Origin of the sequence: Paraburkholderia fynbosensis (assembly GCF_902859935.1) — a bacterium.
Taxonomy (GTDB): Bacteria; Pseudomonadota; Gammaproteobacteria; order Burkholderiales; family Burkholderiaceae; genus Paraburkholderia; species Paraburkholderia fynbosensis.
This window is the reverse complement of record NZ_CADIKI010000001.1, coordinates 22298-42264: the sequence shown is the minus strand read 5'-3', so window position 1 is coordinate 42264 and position 19967 is coordinate 22298. Positions and strand designations below refer to the sequence as shown.

Annotated in this window: 17 protein-coding genes; 10 read left to right on the top strand and 7 right to left on the bottom strand. The window is 66.2% G+C overall.

What is annotated here, in order from left to right:
* Window positions 1-14: 14 nt before the first annotated feature.
* From HV770_RS00200 to HV770_RS00190, 3 genes are all read left to right on the top strand, one after another.
* Entirely contained in the window at window positions 15-530 is a 516-nt protein-coding gene (locus HV770_RS00200; RefSeq protein WP_175157564.1) for a nuclear transport factor 2 family protein, read from the top strand.
* A complete protein-coding gene (locus tag HV770_RS00195; protein WP_175157563.1) occupies window positions 527-1651 on the top strand; it encodes an amidase in 1125 nt (374 codons plus the stop codon). The genes HV770_RS00200 and HV770_RS00195 overlap by 4 nt, the downstream gene beginning before the upstream one ends.
* A 126-nt stretch (window positions 1652-1777) precedes the next feature.
* A complete protein-coding gene (locus tag HV770_RS00190; RefSeq protein ID WP_175157562.1) occupies window positions 1778-2521 on the top strand; it encodes an SDR family NAD(P)-dependent oxidoreductase in 744 nt (247 codons plus the stop codon).
* 235 nt (window positions 2522-2756) lie between these two features.
* Here HV770_RS00190 and HV770_RS00185 read toward each other — a convergent pair whose 3' ends face one another.
* Window positions 2757-3407 (bottom strand): response regulator transcription factor, encoded by a 651-nt coding sequence (locus tag HV770_RS00185; RefSeq protein ID WP_175157561.1) that lies wholly within the window; start codon window positions 3405-3407, stop codon window positions 2757-2759.
* Between the two features lie 323 nt (window positions 3408-3730).
* On the opposite strand from HV770_RS00185, the gene hpaC reads away from it, so the two are divergent.
* Both hpaC and HV770_RS00175 read left to right on the top strand, forming a co-directional pair.
* Window positions 3731-4276, top strand: a complete 546-nt coding sequence (gene hpaC / locus HV770_RS00180) for a 4-hydroxyphenylacetate 3-monooxygenase, reductase component (protein ID WP_175157560.1) — start codon at window positions 3731-3733, stop codon at window positions 4274-4276.
* A 268-nt stretch (window positions 4277-4544) separates the two neighbouring features.
* Complete coding sequence (locus tag HV770_RS00175; RefSeq protein ID WP_175157559.1) at window positions 4545-5897, top strand: TAXI family TRAP transporter solute-binding subunit; 1353 nt, start codon at window positions 4545-4547, stop codon at window positions 5895-5897.
* An 18-nt stretch (window positions 5898-5915) separates the two neighbouring features.
* Here the strand turns inward: HV770_RS00175 and HV770_RS00170 are convergent, their stop codons facing one another.
* The 3 genes from HV770_RS00170 to HV770_RS00160 form a co-directional block, all read right to left on the bottom strand.
* Window positions 5916-6683: a ProQ/FinO family protein gene (locus HV770_RS00170; RefSeq protein WP_175157558.1), complete on the bottom strand. Its 768-nt coding sequence runs from the start codon at window positions 6681-6683 to the stop codon at window positions 5916-5918.
* A 305-nt stretch (window positions 6684-6988) separates the two neighbouring features.
* Window positions 6989-8353: a sensor histidine kinase gene (locus HV770_RS00165; protein ID WP_175157557.1), complete on the bottom strand. Its 1365-nt coding sequence runs from the start codon at window positions 8351-8353 to the stop codon at window positions 6989-6991.
* Window positions 8353-9012: a response regulator gene (locus HV770_RS00160; protein WP_175157556.1), complete on the bottom strand. Its 660-nt coding sequence runs from the start codon at window positions 9010-9012 to the stop codon at window positions 8353-8355. Before HV770_RS00160 ends, HV770_RS00165 begins: the two co-directional genes overlap by 1 nt.
* A gap of 234 nt (window positions 9013-9246) precedes the next feature.
* Here HV770_RS00160 and HV770_RS00155 point away from each other — a divergent pair, with 234 nt between their 5' ends.
* The 3 genes from HV770_RS00155 to HV770_RS00145 are packed head-to-tail and all read left to right on the top strand — an operon-like array spanning window position 9247 to window position 14895.
* A complete protein-coding gene (locus tag HV770_RS00155) occupies window positions 9247-10716 on the top strand; it encodes a TolC family protein (protein ID WP_175157555.1) in 1470 nt (489 codons plus the stop codon).
* Window positions 10706-11848, top strand: coding sequence for an efflux RND transporter periplasmic adaptor subunit (locus HV770_RS00150; protein ID WP_175157554.1), 1143 nt, complete (start codon window positions 10706-10708; stop codon window positions 11846-11848). Before HV770_RS00155 ends, HV770_RS00150 begins: the two co-directional genes overlap by 11 nt.
* Window positions 11845-14895, top strand: a complete 3051-nt coding sequence (locus HV770_RS00145; RefSeq protein WP_175157553.1) for an efflux RND transporter permease subunit — start codon at window positions 11845-11847, stop codon at window positions 14893-14895. Before HV770_RS00150 ends, HV770_RS00145 begins: the two co-directional genes overlap by 4 nt.
* Window positions 14896-15007: 112 nt before the next feature.
* Here the strand turns inward: HV770_RS00145 and hpnK are convergent, their stop codons facing one another.
* From hpnK to HV770_RS00130, 3 genes are read right to left on the bottom strand one after another with little or no spacing between them, the layout of a single operon-like run.
* Complete coding sequence (gene hpnK / locus HV770_RS00140) at window positions 15008-15838, bottom strand: hopanoid biosynthesis-associated protein HpnK (protein ID WP_175157552.1); 831 nt, start codon at window positions 15836-15838, stop codon at window positions 15008-15010.
* The gene (hpnI, locus tag HV770_RS00135) at window positions 15828-17147 is read right to left on the bottom strand and encodes a bacteriohopanetetrol glucosamine biosynthesis glycosyltransferase HpnI (RefSeq protein ID WP_175157551.1); all 1320 of its coding nucleotides are present in this window, start codon (window positions 17145-17147) and stop codon (window positions 15828-15830) included. Before hpnI ends, hpnK begins: the two co-directional genes overlap by 11 nt.
* A 13-nt stretch (window positions 17148-17160) precedes the next feature.
* Complete coding sequence (locus tag HV770_RS00130; RefSeq protein ID WP_175157550.1) at window positions 17161-17511, bottom strand: hypothetical protein; 351 nt, start codon at window positions 17509-17511, stop codon at window positions 17161-17163.
* Between the two features lie 336 nt (window positions 17512-17847).
* On the opposite strand from HV770_RS00130, the gene HV770_RS00125 reads away from it, so the two are divergent.
* Together HV770_RS00125 and HV770_RS00120 are read left to right on the top strand one after the other, a co-directional pair.
* Complete coding sequence (locus tag HV770_RS00125; protein WP_175157549.1) at window positions 17848-18507, top strand: response regulator transcription factor; 660 nt, start codon at window positions 17848-17850, stop codon at window positions 18505-18507.
* Window positions 18504-19925 carry an ATP-binding protein gene (locus tag HV770_RS00120; RefSeq protein WP_175157548.1) on the top strand — a complete coding sequence of 474 codons (1422 nt, stop codon included), beginning with the start codon at window positions 18504-18506 and terminating at the stop codon, window positions 19923-19925. The genes HV770_RS00125 and HV770_RS00120 overlap by 4 nt, the downstream gene beginning before the upstream one ends.
* Window positions 19926-19967 lie beyond the last annotated feature (42 nt).

The window sequence follows — 19967 nt, the reverse complement described above, 5'->3', positions numbered from 1 at the left end:
CGGAGCGCGAGGCAATGGAGACGAACCCCGATACGCTGCGCGCGCTGAGCGAGCGGCTCGCCGCGCTCGAAGCCGAAACGGCGGTGCGCGGCACGATGGCGCGCTATATGGCGCTATGCGATGTGCCGTGCGGCGCGCTCGAAGGCGAGACGCTCGCCGCGCTGTTTGCCGACGATGCCGTCTGGGAAGGCATCGGCCCACAGTACGCCAACAAGTTCGGACGCCTGAAGGGTCGTGCGGCGATCGTCGCGATGCTGTCGCGCTACCTGCCGCCGTCGCCGCATTTCTCGGTGAACGTGCACTTCCTCACGTCGGAAACGATTGCGGTGCGCGGCGCTGCCGCGAAGGGCCGCTGGATCATGCTGCAGGCGTCGGGCTATGTCGATGCGCCGGCGGAGCTGATCTCGGCGCGTCTCGAAGTGGATTTCGCGCCGGCGGACAATGGCCGCGACTGGCTCATCACTCACTTTCGCACCGAGCGCCTCTTCGATGCGCCGTGGCAAGTCAATGCAAGGACATCGAACCCATGAACGAGTTTATCCAGACCTTGTCGTTGGGCGGCACAGGGCCGTCGATCGCGATCAAGGACACGATCGATATCGCCGGCTACGCCACCACGGCCGCAAGCCGTGCGCTGGCCGACACGGCGCCCGCGGCAGAGCATGCGGAGGTCGTCGCGCGTTTGCTCGCGGCCGGCTGGCGCGTCGTCGGCAAAGCGAACATGCATGAACTCGCGTTCGGCATGACCGGTATCAACGACTACACCGGCACACCGCAAAATCCGCAGGACGCTACGCGTATTCCGGGCGGATCGTCGAGCGGTTCGGCAGCGGCGGTCGGCCTGAAACTCGCGGATGCCGCGCTCGGCACCGACACCGGCGGCTCGATTCGCGGGCCCGCCGCGTGCTGCGGCGTGGCCGGTCTTAAGCCGACGTTCGGCCGTGTGTCGCGGCGCGGCGTGGCGCCGCGTGAATCGTCGCTCGATTGCGTCGGGCCGTTTGCGCGCGAGATGTCGACGCTGGTGGCCGTGATGCAGGCGATCACCGCCGACTTCGACATGCATGCCGCGCGCGCGTGGCAAGGGGGGTGCAAAGTCGGCATCGTGCAGGCCGATGCGATGCCCGAGATCGGCGCAGCGGTCGCGCGAGCGGCCGACGTGGCCGGTTGCACTGCGCACGCGCTACGGCTCGACGGGCTGTCGGCCGCGTTCGATGCGGGCCTTGCGGTCATCAATGTGGAGACATCGCGCGCACTCGGTCATCTGCTCGAAACCGGCAAGCTCGGCGCCGATCTCGACGCACGGCTGCGCGCCGCGGCGAACACCACCGCCGCGCAACTCGACGCGGCGCAACACGTCCGCCGGCAATTCACGGCGGCCGTCGATCATGCGCTCGATAACGTCGACGTGCTGATTCTGCCGACGCTGCCCGCTCTGCCCATCACACTCGACGAGGCGCGCGGCGGCGCGTCGGTCATCGCGATGTCGAAGCTGATCCGGCCGTTCAACCTGAGCGGCCATCCCGCGTTGAGTTTGCCGCTGCCGCTCGCGGGTTCGCCGCTGAAGGCCGGTTTGCAGATCGTCGGTCGCAAAGGACAGGACGAACAGGTGTGCGCGATTGCCGCGCGTTTCGAGGCCGCGCTTGCCGCCTGATCCTGCCGCCTGAATGCGATCGGGATCGGGCAAGGCCTGAACGACATCAGGTGACGCATGCTGCCGCGTGTCATGGCGGCGCGTCGTGTCCGCTCTCGCTTGTCGCTTACTAACGGAGTCGAAGTCATGCAGAAAAGAGTCGTACTCGTCACAGGCGCCGCACGCGGGCTGGGCGCCGCGATTGCCGCGCGTTTTCACGCGGCGGGCTATGCGGTCGCGATCGGCGACATCGCGTTCGCCGCCGCGCAAGCGCTGGCGCGCGATCTGAGCGCCGACGGGTCCAGCGCGTTCGCGCTGCATCTGGACGTCACCGCGAAGACCGCGTTCGAAGCCGCGCGCGATGCGATCCTCCAGCGCTGGGGGCGCGTGGACGCGTTGGTCAACAACGCGGGCGCATCCAAAGTCGTCCCCGTGATGGAGATTACCGCCGAGCAGTTCGATCAGGTGATCGACGTCAATCTGCGCAGTGTGCTGTTCGGCTGTCAGGTGTTCGGCCAGCATTTCGCCGATGTCGGCCACGGGCGCATCGTCAACATCGCGTCGCTGGCGGGACAGAACGGCGGCTCGGCGACCGGCGCGCATTACGCGGCGGCCAAGGGCGGCGTGATTACGCTCACCAAGGTGTTTGCGCGCGACCTCGGCGCGGCCGGTGTGACCGTCAACGCCATTTCGCCGGGTCCGATGGACCTGCCGATCGTGCACGAAAGCGTCGCGCCGGAGAAGCTCAAAGCGGTGATCGCCAATATTCCCGCAGGCCGTTTGGGCTCGGCTGAGTACGTCGCCGATGTGGCGGTGATGCTCGCCGCGGAGAATGCCTACTTTGCAAACGGCGCGTGCTGGGATGTGAACGGCGGGTTGTTCATGCGGTGACGGTGAGGACGGTCGATGCGTGCGGTGCGCGCGGTGCCGTTTAGCACGCGTAGATGTGCCGGCATGGTGTGTCTTACGACGCGCCGTCCGGGTGTACCTTCTCGCGCCGCGTGTGCTTGCCCTTGCGTTCGCGTTACCCGACGCTGTTGACTATGCGTTCGCGGCACACTGAACGCGCACCTCGCCGCTTGCATCCGAACGTCGCACCCGCTGCCTCGCCATCGCACTCACGCTGTCAGCCAGCCGCCCCGTCCTCTTCCCACACCGCCATCACTTCGCGCACCAGCATCGCGATCGAAGCCGCGCCGAGTTTGTCCTTGATGCTCGCGCGATGCACGTCGACCGTTTTCACGCTGATCGACAGATCACTCGCGATGCGTTTGCTGCCTTTGCCGTCGATCACCCCGCGCAGCACTTCCATTTCGCGCGCGGTCAGCGACTCGATCCGTTTGCGCAACTCGCGCTGCTTCTGACCGGCGACGTGCCGCTGCGCGGCGAGCTTCAACGCATGTTGCACGCGATCGAGCATCTGCTGCGAGTTATAGGGCTTTTCGACGAAATCGATCGCGCCGTTCTGCAACGCGCGCACGGACATCGGAATGTCGCCGTGGCCACTGACGAAAATGATCGGCAAGGTGGCGTCGCGCCGGTTCAGCTCCGCTTGCACATCGAAGCCGCTTTGTTCCGGCATGCGCACGTCGAGCACCAGGCACGCGGGAATCGCCGGATCGAACGCGGCGAGAAACTCGCTCGCATTGGCGAAGCCCGCCGACTTCACACCGACCGATTCGAGCAGCCATGCGAGCGACGTGCGCATGCCGCCGTCGTCGTCGACGATGTAGACGACCGGTGCGGGGGCGGGAACGGAGTGCGGCGAGTGAGGCATGGAAGGCGTGGGAGCAGTTCGTGATGGAGCGATTCGGGACGTGTTGCGCGAGCCATCATAGCCAGCGAAAAAAGCCGTGCAAAGTGCTAGTTACCCTGAAATTCCACCTGAATCGGCGCTGACGACCCACGCACGCACTCGCCGTTCGAATCAAATGTGCACCAGGGCACAGAGGACGCATGAGGCATTGGGGAAAACTTTAGACACGTTGGGAAAGACGCCCACCTGCGCACCGCGCGTGCGGATTTTTTTCCGGATCCGGATTGATTACGCTTCAGTCCAGATCAGCGCCCACGAGGCCGCGCCCCCAAGGAACCGAGATCATGACCACGACCCCGCCCCCGCTCGCGAGCGCCGACTGCGACGCCCACCTCAATGAGAAGCAGCAATTCCGTCAGGCGATGGCGCATCTATGCGCGGCCGTCAACGTCATCACGACCGCCGGTCCGCATGGACGTTGCGGCGTCACCGCGAGCGCAGTGTGCTCCGTTACCGATACGCCGCCCACGCTGCTCGTCTGCCTGAACCGTTCGAGCGCGATGCACGCGACCTTCGAAGGCAACCGGCATGTCTGCGTCAACGTCCTGCCCGGCGAGCACGAGCTGCTCGCGCGCCACTTCGCAGGGATGACCCAGGTGCCGATGGAAGAACGCTTCGGCTGGCCGATCTGGGACGACGGCGCACACGGCGTACCGGTGCTGCGCGATGCGCTCGCGAGCCTGCAAGGCGAGATCGTCGATCTGAAGGAAGTCGGCTCGCACTCGGTGATGTTCGTGAAGACGACGCGTATCAGCGTGCGCGCCGATGGAGACGGACTCATCTATTTCGATCGCAATTTCCATCGCATCAAACGGGTTGCGTCGTGTTGAACGGGTGAACGGGCGGCTGGGTGTAGTGGCCTGCTCCGCTCCGCTGTGATCTGAATGCGAACGCATCCGCGCCTCTGGAGCGGCGCCATGTCGCCCGACAACAAAGCCGCCGGCGTCATCGACATTTACGCTTAGGAACTCGAATGTTCCAGTAGAAACGCAACCGGCGAGCCATGCGCCCCGCACGGTCAATAGAGCAAACTGCCGACGGCAAACCGGCCGCGGACAGTGGACAATGTGTTCATCCGGCTTCAGCCTCGGAGTGTCCATGAAAGCTCAGCGTCGGCGTCCCCCGCAGTTTCCCGGCGAGCAGCCGCATGCCGAATGGCGCGATCACACGCTGCCATTCGTGATCGTGGCCACGCTCGTCGTGCTGGCGATCACGCTGGTGATCTGGGTGGTCGATCCGGCGCCGCCAAAAACCATCACGATGAGCGCGGGCCCGCGCGACAGTTCGTTTCTCGTCACCGCGAATCAGTACAGAAAAATCCTCGCCCGCAACGGCGTGCGGCTGAACGTGCTGGAGTCCGATGGTTCAGTGCAGAACCTGCAACGACTGCTCGATCCGAAACAGCATGTCGATATCGCGCTCGTGCAAGGCGGTGTCGCCAGCGGGGTCGACACGTCCTCGCTGATGTCGCTCGGCAGTCTTTTCTATATCCCGGTGGTCGTGTTTTATCGCGGCAGCGGCGTGACCCAGCTTTCACAACTGGAAGGCAGGCGCATCGCGATAGGCCGCGAAGGCAGCGGCACGCGTCTGCTGTCGCTCAAGCTGCTGGGTGCGAACGGCATCGAACCGGGCGGCAGCACCGTGCTGGTGCCGAGCGACGGCTTGCAGGCCGCCACCCAACTGGTCTCGGGCGAGGTGGACGCGGCGATCCTCAGCGGCGACTCGGCCACGCGCAGCCTGATGCTGCGCCTGCTCAAGGTGCCCGGCATTTCGGTGATGAATTTCGATGAAGCGGCCGCGTATACGCGGCTCTTTCCGTACCTCGATCAGATCGACCTGCCACCTGGCGTGCTGGATCTGAAGTACCGGATTCCGCGTGAAACGGTGCATCTGATCAGCCCGACGGTCGAACTCGTCGCGCGGACCAATCTACATCCGGCGATCTCCGACCTGCTGATCGAAGCGGCACAGGACGTGCATGGCATGCCGGGGTTGTTGCAGCGTGCGGGGCAATTTCCGAATCCGACCGCCCACGAATATCAAATCAGCGAGGACGCGCAGCGCTATTACAAGACCGGCAAAAGTTTCCTGTACCGTACGCTGCCGTTCTGGCTCGCGAGTATCGGCGACCGCACGCTGGTGCTGTTGCTGCCGGTGGCGGTGCTGCTGTTTCCGGCCATGCGTGTGATTCCCGCGCTCTACCGCTGGCGCGTGCGTTCGCGCATTTATCGCTATTACGGGTCGTTGATTGCGATCGAGCGCGACGCGCTCGCCGATTCGACCGACGAAGAGCGCAAGCAGCTCTTCGCGCAACTGGACGAAATCGAGGCGTCGTTGAATCAGTTGCGCATGCCGCTCGCCTACGCCGACGCGTTCTACGTGCTACGCGAACACGTCGGCTTTGTGCGCAGCCGACTGGCGGCTGCGGAGCGGCACGGCAGCATCCCGTAGATGGAGTGGCCGAGGACTTTATGCTTCGGGTGCGGCCGGGGAATTGACCGGCGAATCGGCGGGCGAATCGGCCGGCGCTGCAGCCGTTTCGCTGGACCCGGCCGGCTCAGTGGCGCCGGCCTGCGGCTTGCCGTCGCTGTCGGACGCACCCGGCGTGTTCGCTGCTTCGGCTGCATCGACCGTCGCGCTCGTCGCTTCGGTTGCGCCTTCAACCGCAGACGCACCCGCTGCTGCCGCCTTCGGCGCGCCCTTGCCGGCGCGATGCGCCTGCAGACGCTGCGCGCCCGCTGCTTCCTGCGCGGTGACCTGGCCCACGGGGGCGCCCGTCAGATCGACGCGTGCCGCGCCTTCGACGAGACACTTCCAGTAGCGGCTGCCGCGGCACCACGTCTTGATCGCGTCGCGCAATTCGGCTTCGCTCAGCGACAGTTCCTTCGCATGCACGACGAGGTCTTCGAAGATGCCGACCTTCAGCGGCAGCTTGGGCGCCGGATTCTTCGGGAAGGCGATCGGGAAGCGCTTTTGCAGACGCCCGATCGATTTCACCACCGGGTCGACCGGCTTGGCGTCCACCGCCGGCTTCGCTTGCGCGGCCGCTGCGGACGCGTCGCGACGCGGTTGCGCGGGCTTGCGGGCAGGCCTCGCGCCCGGCCTGGAACCGGCCTTGGAATCGGCCTTCGAAGCAGGCTTGGATGCCGGTTTGGCATCGGACCTGGCGGCGGGCGCAGCTTCGGCGCGTGCCGCGGCCAGTTGCTTCTTCAGTTCAGCGAGTTGTTCGAAACCCATAGCGCACAATCAATCGAGAAAGACGAGATTGTAGCAGCGTGCGGCAATGCGCTCGTGACAACGCCGTCGGGACGCAAGCGCGGGTGGCCGCGAGGCGATGAGCGAGCGCGGTTGCGGGCCTACGACGCGGGTCGACGCCGACCCGGTGGCAGGCGAATTCACCGCTTCACGGGGCGCTTCACGGGCCACTTCACGGGCCGCTTCACGGGCCCCTCTACTGGCCAATTTCACAGCGCCGTTCGAATCGGCGCCAGCACCCGCGCTTCCCCGCGAATGGCGTATTTGCGCCCTTCCCGCGAGCCCCGTCAGACTCTGAGCGCGACAGGCGCCTCGGCATCGTGCGCCTTCAGACCGAAGACCGCCACGCACAGGCCCGGCCGCCCCTCGTTATTGCGCAACGACAGTCCCAACTGATGCCGCTCGGCGATCCGCGACACGATCGCGAGTCCGAGGCCGCTACCGTCGCCGCGCGCTTCCTCGCCGCGATAGAAGCGGTCGAACACGCGCTCGATCTCGGCCTGCGGGACGCCCGAACCATTGTCGATGACGTCGAAGCCGACCCGGGCTCCCGCCCGCTTGAGTACCAAATCGACACGGCCGCCCCGCGGCGTGTGCCGGATCGCGTTATTGATCAGGTTAGCTAACATTACGCCCATGCCGTGCGGGTCGGCGAACACCGTGTAGGCGTCGTTGGGTGTGCGCGCGTCTTCGCATTCGAGCCCGAGATCGATCTGCGCCGATTCAGCCAGCAACGACAGGTCGCCCACCACCTGCTCGCCGATGCGGCGCAAGCTGACCGGCACCATCGACGTCACCGGCTGCGCGTCCTCGCGCGCGAGCGTCAACAACTGCTGCACGAGATGAATGATCCGGTTCACGCGTCCCTCGACGCGCTCGAGCGCCTGCCCTTCGCCCTTCAACGAGCCGTCGCGCGAAGCCGCCTGCAATTGCAGCTTCAGCGCGGCGAGCGGCGAGCGCAGCTCGTGAGCGGCATCGGCAATGAACGTGCGCTGCGCCTGTGACGCGGTGTGCAGCCTTTGCAGCAGATCGTTGAGCGCTTCCACCAGCGGCTTGATTTCGACCGGCAAGCTGCCGTCCAGACGCAGCGGTTCGAGCGAGTCGATCGAACGCGTCGACAGCGCGCGCGACAGGCCGCCGATCGGCGCGAGCCCGCGCGCGACGACCAGCAGCACCAGCACGATCGTCACCGGGACCAGCACGCCGAGGGGCCACAGCGTGTGCAGTGCGAGCCGCAGCGCGAGGTCTTCGCGTACCGAGATGGGCTGCGCAACCTGCACGTAGCGCTCTTTCTGCTGCACGCCGAAGGTGCGCCATTGCGAGCCGCCCTGCTCGACCATGCTGAACCCCTCCGGCAGCCGCTCGAACACCGGCGCCTGCATCGAGTGATAGATCAGCTCGCCGCCCCGATCCCAGATTTCGATGACGACCCGGTCGTCGGACAGTCCACCGAGGTCCGGATGGCGATGCTCGCCGTCTCCCGCGCCATTCAGGTTCGACGGTAACGACACCGCGATCGTGCGCAGTTCGTAGTCGAACAGTTCGCCGGCTTCCTGCCGGGCCGTCTGAAAGATGCCGAAGGCGGCCACGGCCGAGGCCGCCGCCATGCCGAAAATCAACCAGCCCAGCAGCCAGCGGCGAATCGACTTCATCAGCACCTCTTCAGACGGTAACCGACGCCGCGCACCGTCACGACCTGCTCCGCGCCGATCTTGCGCCGCAAGCTGTGCACGTGGACCTCGATCGTGTTGCTGCCGACTTCCTCGCCCCAGCCATACAGCTTTTCTTCGAGCTCGGCCTTGGTGAACACGCGGGTCGGCTCTTCGATCAGCGCCTGCAGCAGCGCGAACTCTCGCGGCACGAGCGGCAGCGGCGCACCGTCCTTGGTGACTTCGTGCGCGGCGGGGTCGAGCGTGAGTTCGCCGTGCGCATAGATGGGCTGCTTCTGGCCGGTACGCCGGCGCAGCAGCGCGCGCGCGCGCGCGGCCAGTTCGTCGAGGTCGAACGGCTTGATCAGATAATCGTCGGCGCCGGCGTCGAGGCCGCGAATCCGTTCGTCGACCGCATCGCGCGCGGTCAGGATGATGACCGGCGCTGCGCCGCCGCGCTTGCGATACGCGTTGAGCACGTCGATGCCGTCCTTCTTCGGCAAGCCGAGATCGAGCAGCACCAGGTCGTACACATCATTGCCCAAAGACAACTCCGCCGCGCGGCCGTCTCCAGCCCAGTCGATCGCATAGCCGGAACGGCGCATCGCGCCCAGCACCGTTTCCGCAATCATCTCGTCGTCTTCGACCAGTAGCAGGCGCATGGCCTTTTCTCCGTCCCGTTTATTGCCCGCACATTGTCCAGGCCGCCAGCTTAACGCTTCCTTAGCACTTCCTTGGTGCTGCCTTGTCTCCACCTTACAGCGGACCAATGCGCCGCCGATGTCCAGCTTAATTTGAAGTTAAGCGTGACTTAAGCGCTCCGTGTGCAAACTCGGCACCACTTTTCCGCGGCATGCGCTCGCGATTGCTTCAACTCTTCATTCCGGAGCCGGATTTTGCCCGTTTTCGACGCCGCCGCGGCGGCCTTCCCGGCGGCACTCCCAGAGCACGCCGTCACCTGCGCGTCAGGGGCCGCGCGCTGCGCGCCACGGCTGCGCGCGCTCGTGGCCCTCGCCGCGTTGCTGCTGGGCGGCTGCGCGTGGTATCACCGCGAGCCGCTCGCGCCGCACGACACGTCCACCTCCGCGCGTTCACTCGAGCGCATCCAGATCGACGCATCGCGCATGCCGCTGCCCGAGCTCGCTGCGCATCGTTTCGATCCGTCCGACGGGCTCGACATCGACGAAGTCGCGATGCTCGCGGTGGCCAACAATCCCGAGCTCAAACTGGCCCGCGACGATCTCGGCATCGCGCGTGCTCAAGCCTACTCGGCAGGATTGTTGCCCGACCCGCAACTGAGCGTGTCGAGCGACTACCCCGGCGCCGCCGGCACGACGCGCGCGTTCAATTATGGCTTGAGCATCGACGTGATGGCGATCGTGCTGCGCAGCGCGAACAAACAGTCCGCCGACGCCACGGTCGCCAAAACCGATCTCGGCCTGCTCTGGCAGGAATGGCAGATCGTCGCGCAAGCGCGGCAGTTGTTCATCAAGACGCGCTTCCAGCAGGACACGCTGCCGCTGCTGGAGCAACAACGCGAGCTTGCGCGCACGCGCTATGAACGGATGGCCGAAGCGCGCCGCGACGGCAACCTCACCGACGACACGCTGAGCGCCGCGCTCACCGCGTATAGCGACGCGCGCAAGCAGGCCACGGACGCCGAACGCGCCGCGCAGCAGACGCACCACGATTTGAACGCATTGCTCGGCCTCGCGCCCGACGTCCAGTTGCCGCTGCGCGGCGGCGAAGACATCGCGCCGCTGAGCGAGCCCACGCTCGACGGCGCGCTCGCCTCGCTCGCACAACGCCGCCCCGACCTGATCGCGCTGCAGGCAGGCTACGAAGCGCAGGAGCAGAAATATCGCGCGGCGATTCTGAGCCAGTTTCCGAGCCTATCGGTGGGCTTCGTGCGTGCGCGCGACACGTCGAACATCTACACCAGCGGCTTCCAGATCAACCTGAGTCTGCCGATCTTCAACCGCAACCAGGGCAACGTGGCGATCGAAAAGGCCACCCGACAACGGCTGCGCGACGAATATCAGACGCGCCTGAACCAGGCCTACGCCGACGTCGCGCAGATGCGCGCGGACCTCGCGATCCTCACCCGGCAATGGCAGCAGACCGAAAGCGCGCTGCCCGATGTGGACCTCGCTGCCCAGCATGCGGCCGCGGCCTATGCCGAACACAATCTCGCGCTCGGCGCGTATACCGACGCGCAAAGCGCCGCGCTCGCCAAACGTGTCGACATAGCGACACTGCGCGAGTCGCTCGCCGAACAGCGCGTCGGCTTGCAGGCGCTGCTAGGCAGCACGATTCCCGACGCCTTCACCTCCGCTCAGACGTTCATCGACACTCATGCGAAATAGTCCACTCCCAAGCTCACGGTCGCGCGTCGCCGCTGTGGCGAGCGCGCTCGCCTGCGCCGCGCTGCTGTCCGTGGCGGTCCACGCCGTGAGCGCGGCTCGTGCAGCCGGCGCAAGCGCGGCCCCCGCCGCTGATGCCGCCGATCACCCCGTCGTATCCGTGCAGACCGTTCGCGTGCAACGCGCCGAAATCGCGCAACCGGTGCGCGCTTTCGGCATCGTCGCCGCGTCCGCCTCCAATCTCACGACCATCAATCTGCCCTACGTCGCACGCATCGTGCAGATGCGCGTGCAGTCCGGCCAGCGCGTCACGCGCGGCACGCCGCTGTTCGTCGTGCAGGCCGATCCCGCCGCCGTGCTCGCCGCGAGCCAGGCGAAGAGCGCCTTGACGCTCGCGCAAGGCGAGCTGACGCGCACGCAGTCGCTGTATGACAAGGGGCTCGCCACGCAGTCGCAACTCGCAGCCGCCCGCAAGGCCGCCGACGATGCACAACAGGCGCTCGCTGCGCAGAATCAGACCGGCGTCAAGAGCGGCAACAAGGTCGTCACCGCGCCGCTCGATGGCGTGGTGATGCAACTGTCGGCGGCACAGGGCGACCAGGTGCAACCGGGCGCAGCGATCCTGCAACTGGCCGGCGGCAATGCGAAAGACGCGCGCGCGAACGTAATGCTCGGCGTCGAACCGTCGGACGCTGCCGCGATTCACACGGGCGACTCCGTCACGCTGCGCGGCCTGTCGACCGCACTCGCGAACACGCCGGTCAATGGCCGCGTGGTGCAGGTCGGCGCCGCGATCAATCCGCAGAGCCAACAGGTGGACGTGGGCGCGAACGTGCCGCTCGGCCAGAGTGCGTTCATTCCGGGCACGCGCGTGAGCGCCAGCATCGCGACCCGCAGCGGCACGCATTGGGTCGTGCCGCGCGCGGCGGTGCTCAAGGACGACGAGGGCGCGTACGTATTCCAGATCGCGGCGCAAAACAAGGCGCGCCGCGTCGCCGTAAGCGTTCAGATCGAGAACGGCGATTGCTACGGTGTGGACGGCCCGATCGATGCCGCCCAGGCCCTCGTTGTCAGCGGCAACTATGAATTGAAGGACGGCATGGCGGTGCGAACCAGCGCGGGCGCACCGCAATGAACTTCGGTCAATGGATGCAGACGCATCGCCGCTCGCTGCTGTTCGTGATCGCACTGCTGGCGATCGCGGGCGCACTGGCTGCGTTCCGTCTGCCGATCTCGCTGTTTCCGAACGTCGCGTTTCCGCGCGCGGTGGTCTCGCTCGACGCGGGCGACCGCCCCGCCGAACAAATGGCCACCCTCGTCACGATGCCGGTCGAAGAAGCGCTGCGCCGCGTGCCGAACGTGCGCGACGTCGAGTCGACCACCAGCCGCGGAGCGGCGGAAATCTCGCTGAACTTCGACTGGGGGACCGACATGGCGCAGGCCACGCTGCAGGCACAGTCGGCCATCGGCGAGATTCTCGCGACGCTGCCGCCCGGCACCTCGATGCAGGTGCGGCGCATGGACCCGACCGTGTTTCCGGTGCTCGCGTACAGCCTCACGTCGACGCAGCAGTCGTTGTCGGCATTGCACGATCTCGCACAGTTCCAGATGCGGCCGTTGCTGTCGTCGGTGGAAGGCGTCGCGCGGGTCGACGTGACCGGCGGCGCTCAGGACGAATTCGAAGTCGCGGTCGACCCCGCGCGCCTCGCCGCGTACAAACTGTCGCTTGCGGACATATCGAAGGCGATTGGCGCGCACAACGTGCTGATGGCCAACGGACGCATCGAGGACCACGACAAGCTGTACCTCGTGATCACCAACACGACGATCACACAGCTCGATGAACTGCGCAACGTGGTGGTGTCTGCGAGCGGCGCGGCGCAGATCCGTCTGGGCGACGTCGCGACGGTGCGCCAGGGCGTCGTGCCGCAGTGGATGCGCGTCACCGCCGACGGCCAGGACGCCGTGCTGCTCAACGTCTACCAGCAGCCCGGCGCGAACAGCGTCGCGATGGCGAAGGCAATCCGCGCGAAACTCGCCGACTTCCAGCATCAGATGCCGCCGGGCGTGCATCTGTCGAACTGGTACGACCAGAGCGAACTCGTCATCGCATCGGCCACCAGCGTGCGCGACGCGATCATGATCGGCGTGGTGCTGGCGGCGCTTACGCTGTTCGTGTTCCTGCGCAACTGGAAGATCACCGCGATCGCCGTGGCGCTGGTGCCGGTGGTGATGGCCGCGACGATCCTGCTGCTCGACGTGTTCGGCATGGGCTTCAACATCATGACGCTCGGCGGCATGGCGGCCGCGGTCGGCCTCGTGATCGACGACGCGATCGTGATGATCGAGCACATCGTGCGGCGCATGCGCGAAGCCGGCTCTCGCTCGTTCCATGGCCGCGTGATGGCCGCGGCGCTCGAATTCACGCGGCCATTGGCCGGGTCCTCGGCGGCGACGCTGATCATCTTCGTGCCGCTCGCGTTTCTGTCGGGCGTGACGGGCGCATTTTTCAAGGCACTCTCGGTGACGATGGCGAGCGCGCTGTTCATTTCGTTTCTCGTGACCTGGCTCGCGGTGCCGATTCTGTGCGACCGGTGGCTGAAACCGAAAGACGCCGAAGAACATGCTGAAACCCGCTTCGCCGCGTGGCTGAACCGGCGTTACGCGACGCTGGTCGAGCGCGTCACGACAAAGCCCGTGCTCGTGCTGCTCGGCGTCGTGCCGCTGATCATGGTGGCCGCGTTCGCGTTCACGCGGGTAGGCAGCGGCTTCATGCCGAGCATGGACGAAGGTGGCTTCGTGCTCGACTATCACACCGAAGCGGGCACCTCGGTGAGCGAAACCGACCGGCTGATGAAGCAGATCGAGCGCATCATCCGCGCGAATCTGAATGTGTCGACCTATTCGCGCCGCACCGGCGCGGGTCTCGGCGGCGACCTGAACGAGCCCAACAAGGGCGACTTCTTCGTGCGGCTGAAGTCCGGCCGGCGCGAGCCGATCGACACGGTGATGGAAGAAATCCGCTCGCAGGTCGAAGCGCAGGTGCCAGGCGTCAATATCGAACTCGCGCAGTTGATGGAGGATCTGATCGGCGACCTGACGGCGGTACCCCAACCTGTGCAGATCAAGATCTTCTCCGACGACGCGAACACGCTCGACACCACCGCGCGCAAGGTCGCCGCGCGCATCGGCAAGATTCAGGGCGTGGTGGACGTGAACGACGGCATCAACCCCGCCGGCGACGCGCTCGAATTGCACATCCTGCCGGCCGCGGCCGCCGCCGAGGGCATGGACCCGCAGTCGATCGCCCAAGCGGTGTCCGACATGGTCGAAGGCAACGTGGCGACACAGTTCCAGAGCGGGCCGAAAACGGTCGGCGTGCGCGTGCGGGTGGACGGCGCGTTGAAGCTGACCGATACGCAACTGGGCCAGTTACAGATTCGCGCGCCGGACGGGCATCTGTTCGCGCTGAACCGCGTCGCCGATCAGGTGAAGGTGACGGGCCAGCCTGAGATCAGCCGCGACAACCTCAAGCGGATGGTCGCAGTCACCGCGCGCATCGACGGACGCGATCTCGGCTCCACCATCGCCGACGTGCAGAAGGCGCTCGGCGAAGCCAACCTGTTGCCGACGGGCGTCTACTACGAACTGGGCGGCTTGTACCAGCAACAGCAGATCGCGTTCAAGGGCCTGCTGACCGTGTTCGGTGCGGCGATCGCGCTGGTGTTCGGCCTGCTGCTGTTTCTCTACGAACGCTTTCGCGTCGCGCTGGCGGTGCTGGCGATGCCGCTGCTGGCAGCGGGCGCGGTGTTCATCGGCCTGTGGATCACCGGCATCGAATTGAACATCTCCGCGATGATGGGGATGACGATGATCATCGGCATCGTCACCGAAGTGGCGATCTTCTATGTGTCGGAATTGCAGAGCCTCGTGCGGGACGAGGAGATGCCGTTCGACGAAGCGTTGCGTAGCGCTGGCCGCAATCGCCTGCGCCCCATTGCCATGACGACGATCGCCGCCATTCTCGCGCTGCTGCCGCTCGCGTTCGCGCTCGGGCAAGGCTCGGCGATGCAGCAGCCGCTCGCGATCGCGATCATCTCCGGGCTGATCGTGCAGTTGCCGCTGGTGTTGCTGCTGCTGCCGGTGCTGCTGAAGCTGTTGATGAAGAAGCAGCCGATATAACGCGCAGCTTTCGCCGTGCGCGCGAGTCCGCGAGTACGCGTGCGCGCATCATTGTTGGTACGTCCACGGCCGGTCTCGTGGACGTACGCGCCCGCAGTCAAACACCCCGCCATCACATGCGCTGCGCCAGCACGTCCGCAAATCCGCCGACCCGCGCGCCCGACGCGCGAATAGCGGCGGCCACCTTCGGCGAGAGCAGCGCCTGCAATTCATCGGCATGTCGGTAGTCGCGCATGCCGTCACTCAACGGCAATTCGCCCGCCAGCGCGGGATGGCAATAGATCTCGCCGACGCCATGCGGCAGTGCGCTCAACGCCGCGAGCCACGCCGCTTCGTCCATCCGTCCGCTGCCGGCGATCCCGAGCACGTAGTCGTTGTGCACGATCCCCGCGCGATCGAGGCGCGCCCTCATTTGCGCGAGCCACGGCTTCAGCCACAGCGGCGCATTCGCTTCGAACGGCAGGCGCATCGCCTTCATGCCGTACTCGCGGCCGATCGCGAGGATCAACCCGAGCACCGTCGGGTGCAGATGAAAATGCTTGTGCGTGTTCACGTGATCGAGCGTCAGCCCGGTTTGCGCGAAGGCGTCGAACTGCGCGCGGATTTCGCGCGCGAGTTGCCGGCGCACTTGTGGCAGGAAGAAAAAGCGCATGCCGTCGCGCACCATGTTGTCGCCGAAGCGGCCATGCTCGTCGAGCAACGCGCGAATCTGCGCGCGCGGCAGCAGCGCGGCACCGTCGGCGAGCACCAGGTGCAGACCGACCCGCAGTCGCGGCAACGCGCGGGCGCGCGCCACGGCATCGCTTGCGGACGGCGCGCCGATCATCAGGCTCGCCGCGCTCAACACGCCGTCGCGATGCGCGCGCTCGACCGCCAGATTCACGCGCGGATGCAGGCCGAAATCGTCGGCCGTGATGATCAGCCCGCGTGGCCTAGCCGCCATCGGACACCTCCATCGCATCCATCACGTTCAGGCGCCCGCTGGACGCCGGCGCCGCAGCCGACGTGCCGAGCGGTACGCGCACGCCGCGCCAGGTCACGTGCGAGCCGAACGCGGCGGCGCACCATTGCAACGCCAGCAACGTATCGCGTAGCGGCACGAGCGGCAGATCCCGCCAGAACGTCTGCTCGTGCCGCGCGGCGCGCAAATGCAGCAGCACGCGCGCGCCGAACCCGGCCGCCGTGGCGGCGGCGCTCGCCAGTGCGACCGCGCTGTGCGCGCCGTGGGCCGCGCACGTCGCAAGAGACACGCTCAGCCACGCGCCAACCAGCAGCCACGGCGTTGCGAACGTGATCGCCAACGAGGCGAAACCCCACGGATTCACCGAGCGAATGGTGCGCAACCAGCGGGTTTCACGTTGCCATAGCTCGCCGAAGGTCGGCTCGATCACGTCGGTGGCCACCATCACGCGCGAGAGCACCGTTTGCAAGCCCAGCGCGCGCACGTGTTCGGCGAGCCAGTAATCATCCGCGAGACAGTTTTTCAGCGCGTCGAAGCCGCCGATGCGTTCGAGCGTCGCCCGACGCAACGCAAGAGTCGCGCCGAAACCGAAGCGGCGCGAACCGATCGCGTGCGCGACGCGCACCGACGGCGCGAACCACTCATTGATGAAGAGCGCACCCACGCGCGGCCAGAATCCGCCGACGCCTCGCGCGACGTACAGGCACGTGACGACACCCACGCGTGGATCAGCGAGCGGCGCGGCGACGCTGTCGAGATAGTCAGCTGAGACGGCAATATCGCTGTCGGCAATCACGATCACGTCGTAGCGGGCTCGCCCCACCATATTGATCAGATTGCTGACCTTGAGATTGCTGCCATGCACGCGCGTGTCGATTGCCAGTTCGATGTCGTGCGCCGGATAGGCGGCTTGCAAACGGCGCGCCACCGCAATCGCGGGGTCGCGCGGCGACGACACGCCGAGCACCAGTTGAAAATGCCCGTGACGTTGCTCGCAGAAGGTTCGCAGGTTTTCGTACAGACGCGGCTCGGCGCCACACAGCGGTTTTAGCACGCTGACGCCAACCTGCCCGAATGGATGCGGCAGCTGCGGTGATTGCGTTGCTTGTCCCGATTGCGGCGCGCTGACGGCGGCCGCGCGAAAATCAGAGGGGTTCTCTCGATGGACCGAAGCGTGACGGCTCGTGCCGCGAAACCGCGTCGCCGCCACGGCGGTCATCGCGTAGAACGCGGCGCCCATGCAGCCTGCCGCCAGAATCCATTGGCATACGGTCCATGCGAGCGCCGCCATAGCCCGGCTTCCGTCAGTGCGCGGCCAGCACGAACGGTTGGCCGGTCAGCCGCAGATGAAGAATGACGAGCCAGCGCCGCGGACAATTCGGCGCGATCTCGACCGGCCGCTCGCTGCGCTCAGCCGGCATCGTGTGATGGCTTCCGACCGCAACCTCGAACGCGGCCTGCGCAAATTCGCGCGTCACGACCACGCCGCCGACGATCACCGCAATCGCGAGCAGCCGGAACGAAGCGGAGCCGAAGAAATGCTGCGACACGGGCAACACCAGCAGTGCAACGCAGACGATCGCCTCGGCGGCCATGGCCGTGAGCGAGGCGACCAGCAGATGAGCGCGCAACATGTCGACGGCGAGTGGTTTCATGACTTGGCCTCGTGACGCGAAGAAACACACGGCGGAATTTGTCGGCATGGACATCGCTGAAAATATTCCATCGATGTCCTTACGATCAAGTTGCAAATGGCTGACAAACGTGTGAGAAGCGCGGTTGAAAAAAGCGCATCACGTATTCGTCATCGCCTCGCGAACCGGGTGGTTGAGGGGCGATACTATCCATTCGAACTGAAGGAAACCTTAAGCATGAGCGCGGTATAAAGGCACTCTGACGAAGAGGCTGGTTAAACTGCGGATGCACGCGCGGCGCTTACATGAAAACGCCTGCCGTCACGCAATACACATTCGAAACGGACATTTCCCACCATGCGCATACTCCTCGTAGAAGACGACGATCTGATCGGCTACGGCGTCGAAGCCGGCTTGCGGCAAGCGGGCTTCACCGTCGATTGGGCACGCGACGGCCACAAGGCCGGCCTCGCGCTCGACACCACCGCGTATGCGCTGGTGGTGCTCGATCTCGGCTTGCCGCGCGTCTCCGGTATGGAACTGCTCAAGCGCCTGCGCGACACCGGCAAGGACGTGCCGGTGCTGGTGCTGACCGCGAAAGGCACGGTGGCCGAGCGCGTCGGCGGTCTCGAAGCCGGCGCGGACGACTACCTCGGCAAGCCCTTCGACCTGACCGAACTGATCGCGCGTTGCCGCGCTCTGCTGCGCCGCGCGCAAGGCCGCAGTGTCGAGCTGATCCGCTATCAGGACCTGACGGTCAATCCGGTCGCGCAGACGGTTGAAGTGGGCGCGACGCGCGTGCCGCTCACGTCGCGCGAATGGGCGATCCTGTTGCAGTTGCTGACCCATCAGGACATTCCGCAATCGCGCTCGCAACTCGAAGAAAGCCTGTACGGCTGGCAGGAGGAAATCGAAAGCAACGCGATCGAGGTGCACGTCTCGAACCTGCGCAAGAAACTCGGCGCGGGGCTGATCAAGACCGTGCGCAATATCGGCTACGTGGTGGAGAAAGCGTGATGGGCGCGTCGATTCGCCGGCGCCTCGTGTTGTTGGTGCTCGCCAGCATCGTGTTGATCTGGGGCATCGCGCTGGTGTCGAGTTATCGTCAGGCCACGCGTGAGGTCGGCGAATGGGAAGATGCGCGTCTTGCGGAACTCGCGCAGATTCTCGCGCTCCTCGACCCACGCAACCTGACCACGCTCGCCAACGCACGCATCGACGTGCGCGAAGAAGAAAAAGGCGGCGACCCCGGCGCCAGCGATCTCGACGATGACGACACCCTGCCGCGCGACGCCCTCTTCCAGGTGCGCGGCGCAAATGGCGACGTGCTCGCGGGCAGCCCCCAATTACGTGCGCTCGGCGCATGGGACCTGCCGGCGCCGTCGGTCAGCGGCGCGCGCGACATCACGCTCGGCGGCGAGCGGTATCACTCGTTCACGCTGCGCGACACCACGCTCGGCCACACCGTGCGCGTGTTCGAACCGGCCAATACGCGCAGCGACCTGGTGAGCGGCGTCGCGAGCCGCGTCGCGCGTCCCACGCTGATCGCATTGCCGGTGCTGGCGCTGCTGGTGTGGTTCAGCATCGGCTGGAGTCTGGCGCCGCTGAAGGTGCTGTCGGGCGCGATTCGCTCGCGCGACGTCAACCGGATGGAGCCGGTCGATATCGGTTGTGCCCCGCTCGAAGTGCGGCCGCTCGTCGACGCGATCAATCTGATGCTGTCGCGTTTGCAGAACTCGCTGGAGCGTGAGCGCGCGTTCACCGCCGACGCCGCCCATGAACTGAAAACGCCGCTCGCCGCGATCAAGGTGCAGGCGCAAGTCGCGCTGGCCGAGCCTGACGCCGCATTGCAGCGGCTCGCCATGGAGCGCGTCGTGCAAGGCGTGGATCGCAGCGCACGGCTCGCGGAACAACTGCTGCTGCTCGCGCGGCTCGACGCGCACGAAAAATTGTCGACGGCGCCGCTCAAGCCCGCGACGGTGGCGAAGAACACGCTGCGCGCGAACGAACTCAACGCGCAGCAGAAGAACATCCGGGTGACGCTGAGCGGCGACACGCACGCCGAGATCGACGCGGAGCCGGTACTGGTCGGCATCCTGCTCGACAATCTGCTCGATAACGCGATCAAGTACGGGCGCAGCGGCGGCAGCGTCGAAGTCGCGGTCAGCCAGGCCGGCGACCGCGTGCGGATCAGCGTGTGCGACGACGGCCCCGGTGTTGCGCCGGACGACCTCGCCCGCCTGACCCATCGCTTCTTTCGCGCGACGGGCAACACAGCTTCCGGCAGCGGTTTGGGATTGTCGATCGCCGCGCGGATCGCCGGACATTTCGGCGCGCGGCTGAATCTGGCCGCGGGCACCGGCGGACGGGGTCTGAAGGCGGAGGTGTCGTTTCCGGCCCATGTGCAGGACCAGGAGCAGGCACACGCGCACTGACGCGGCTGCGCGCCGGCCCCGTCTTTTTTTTCAAAGACCTTG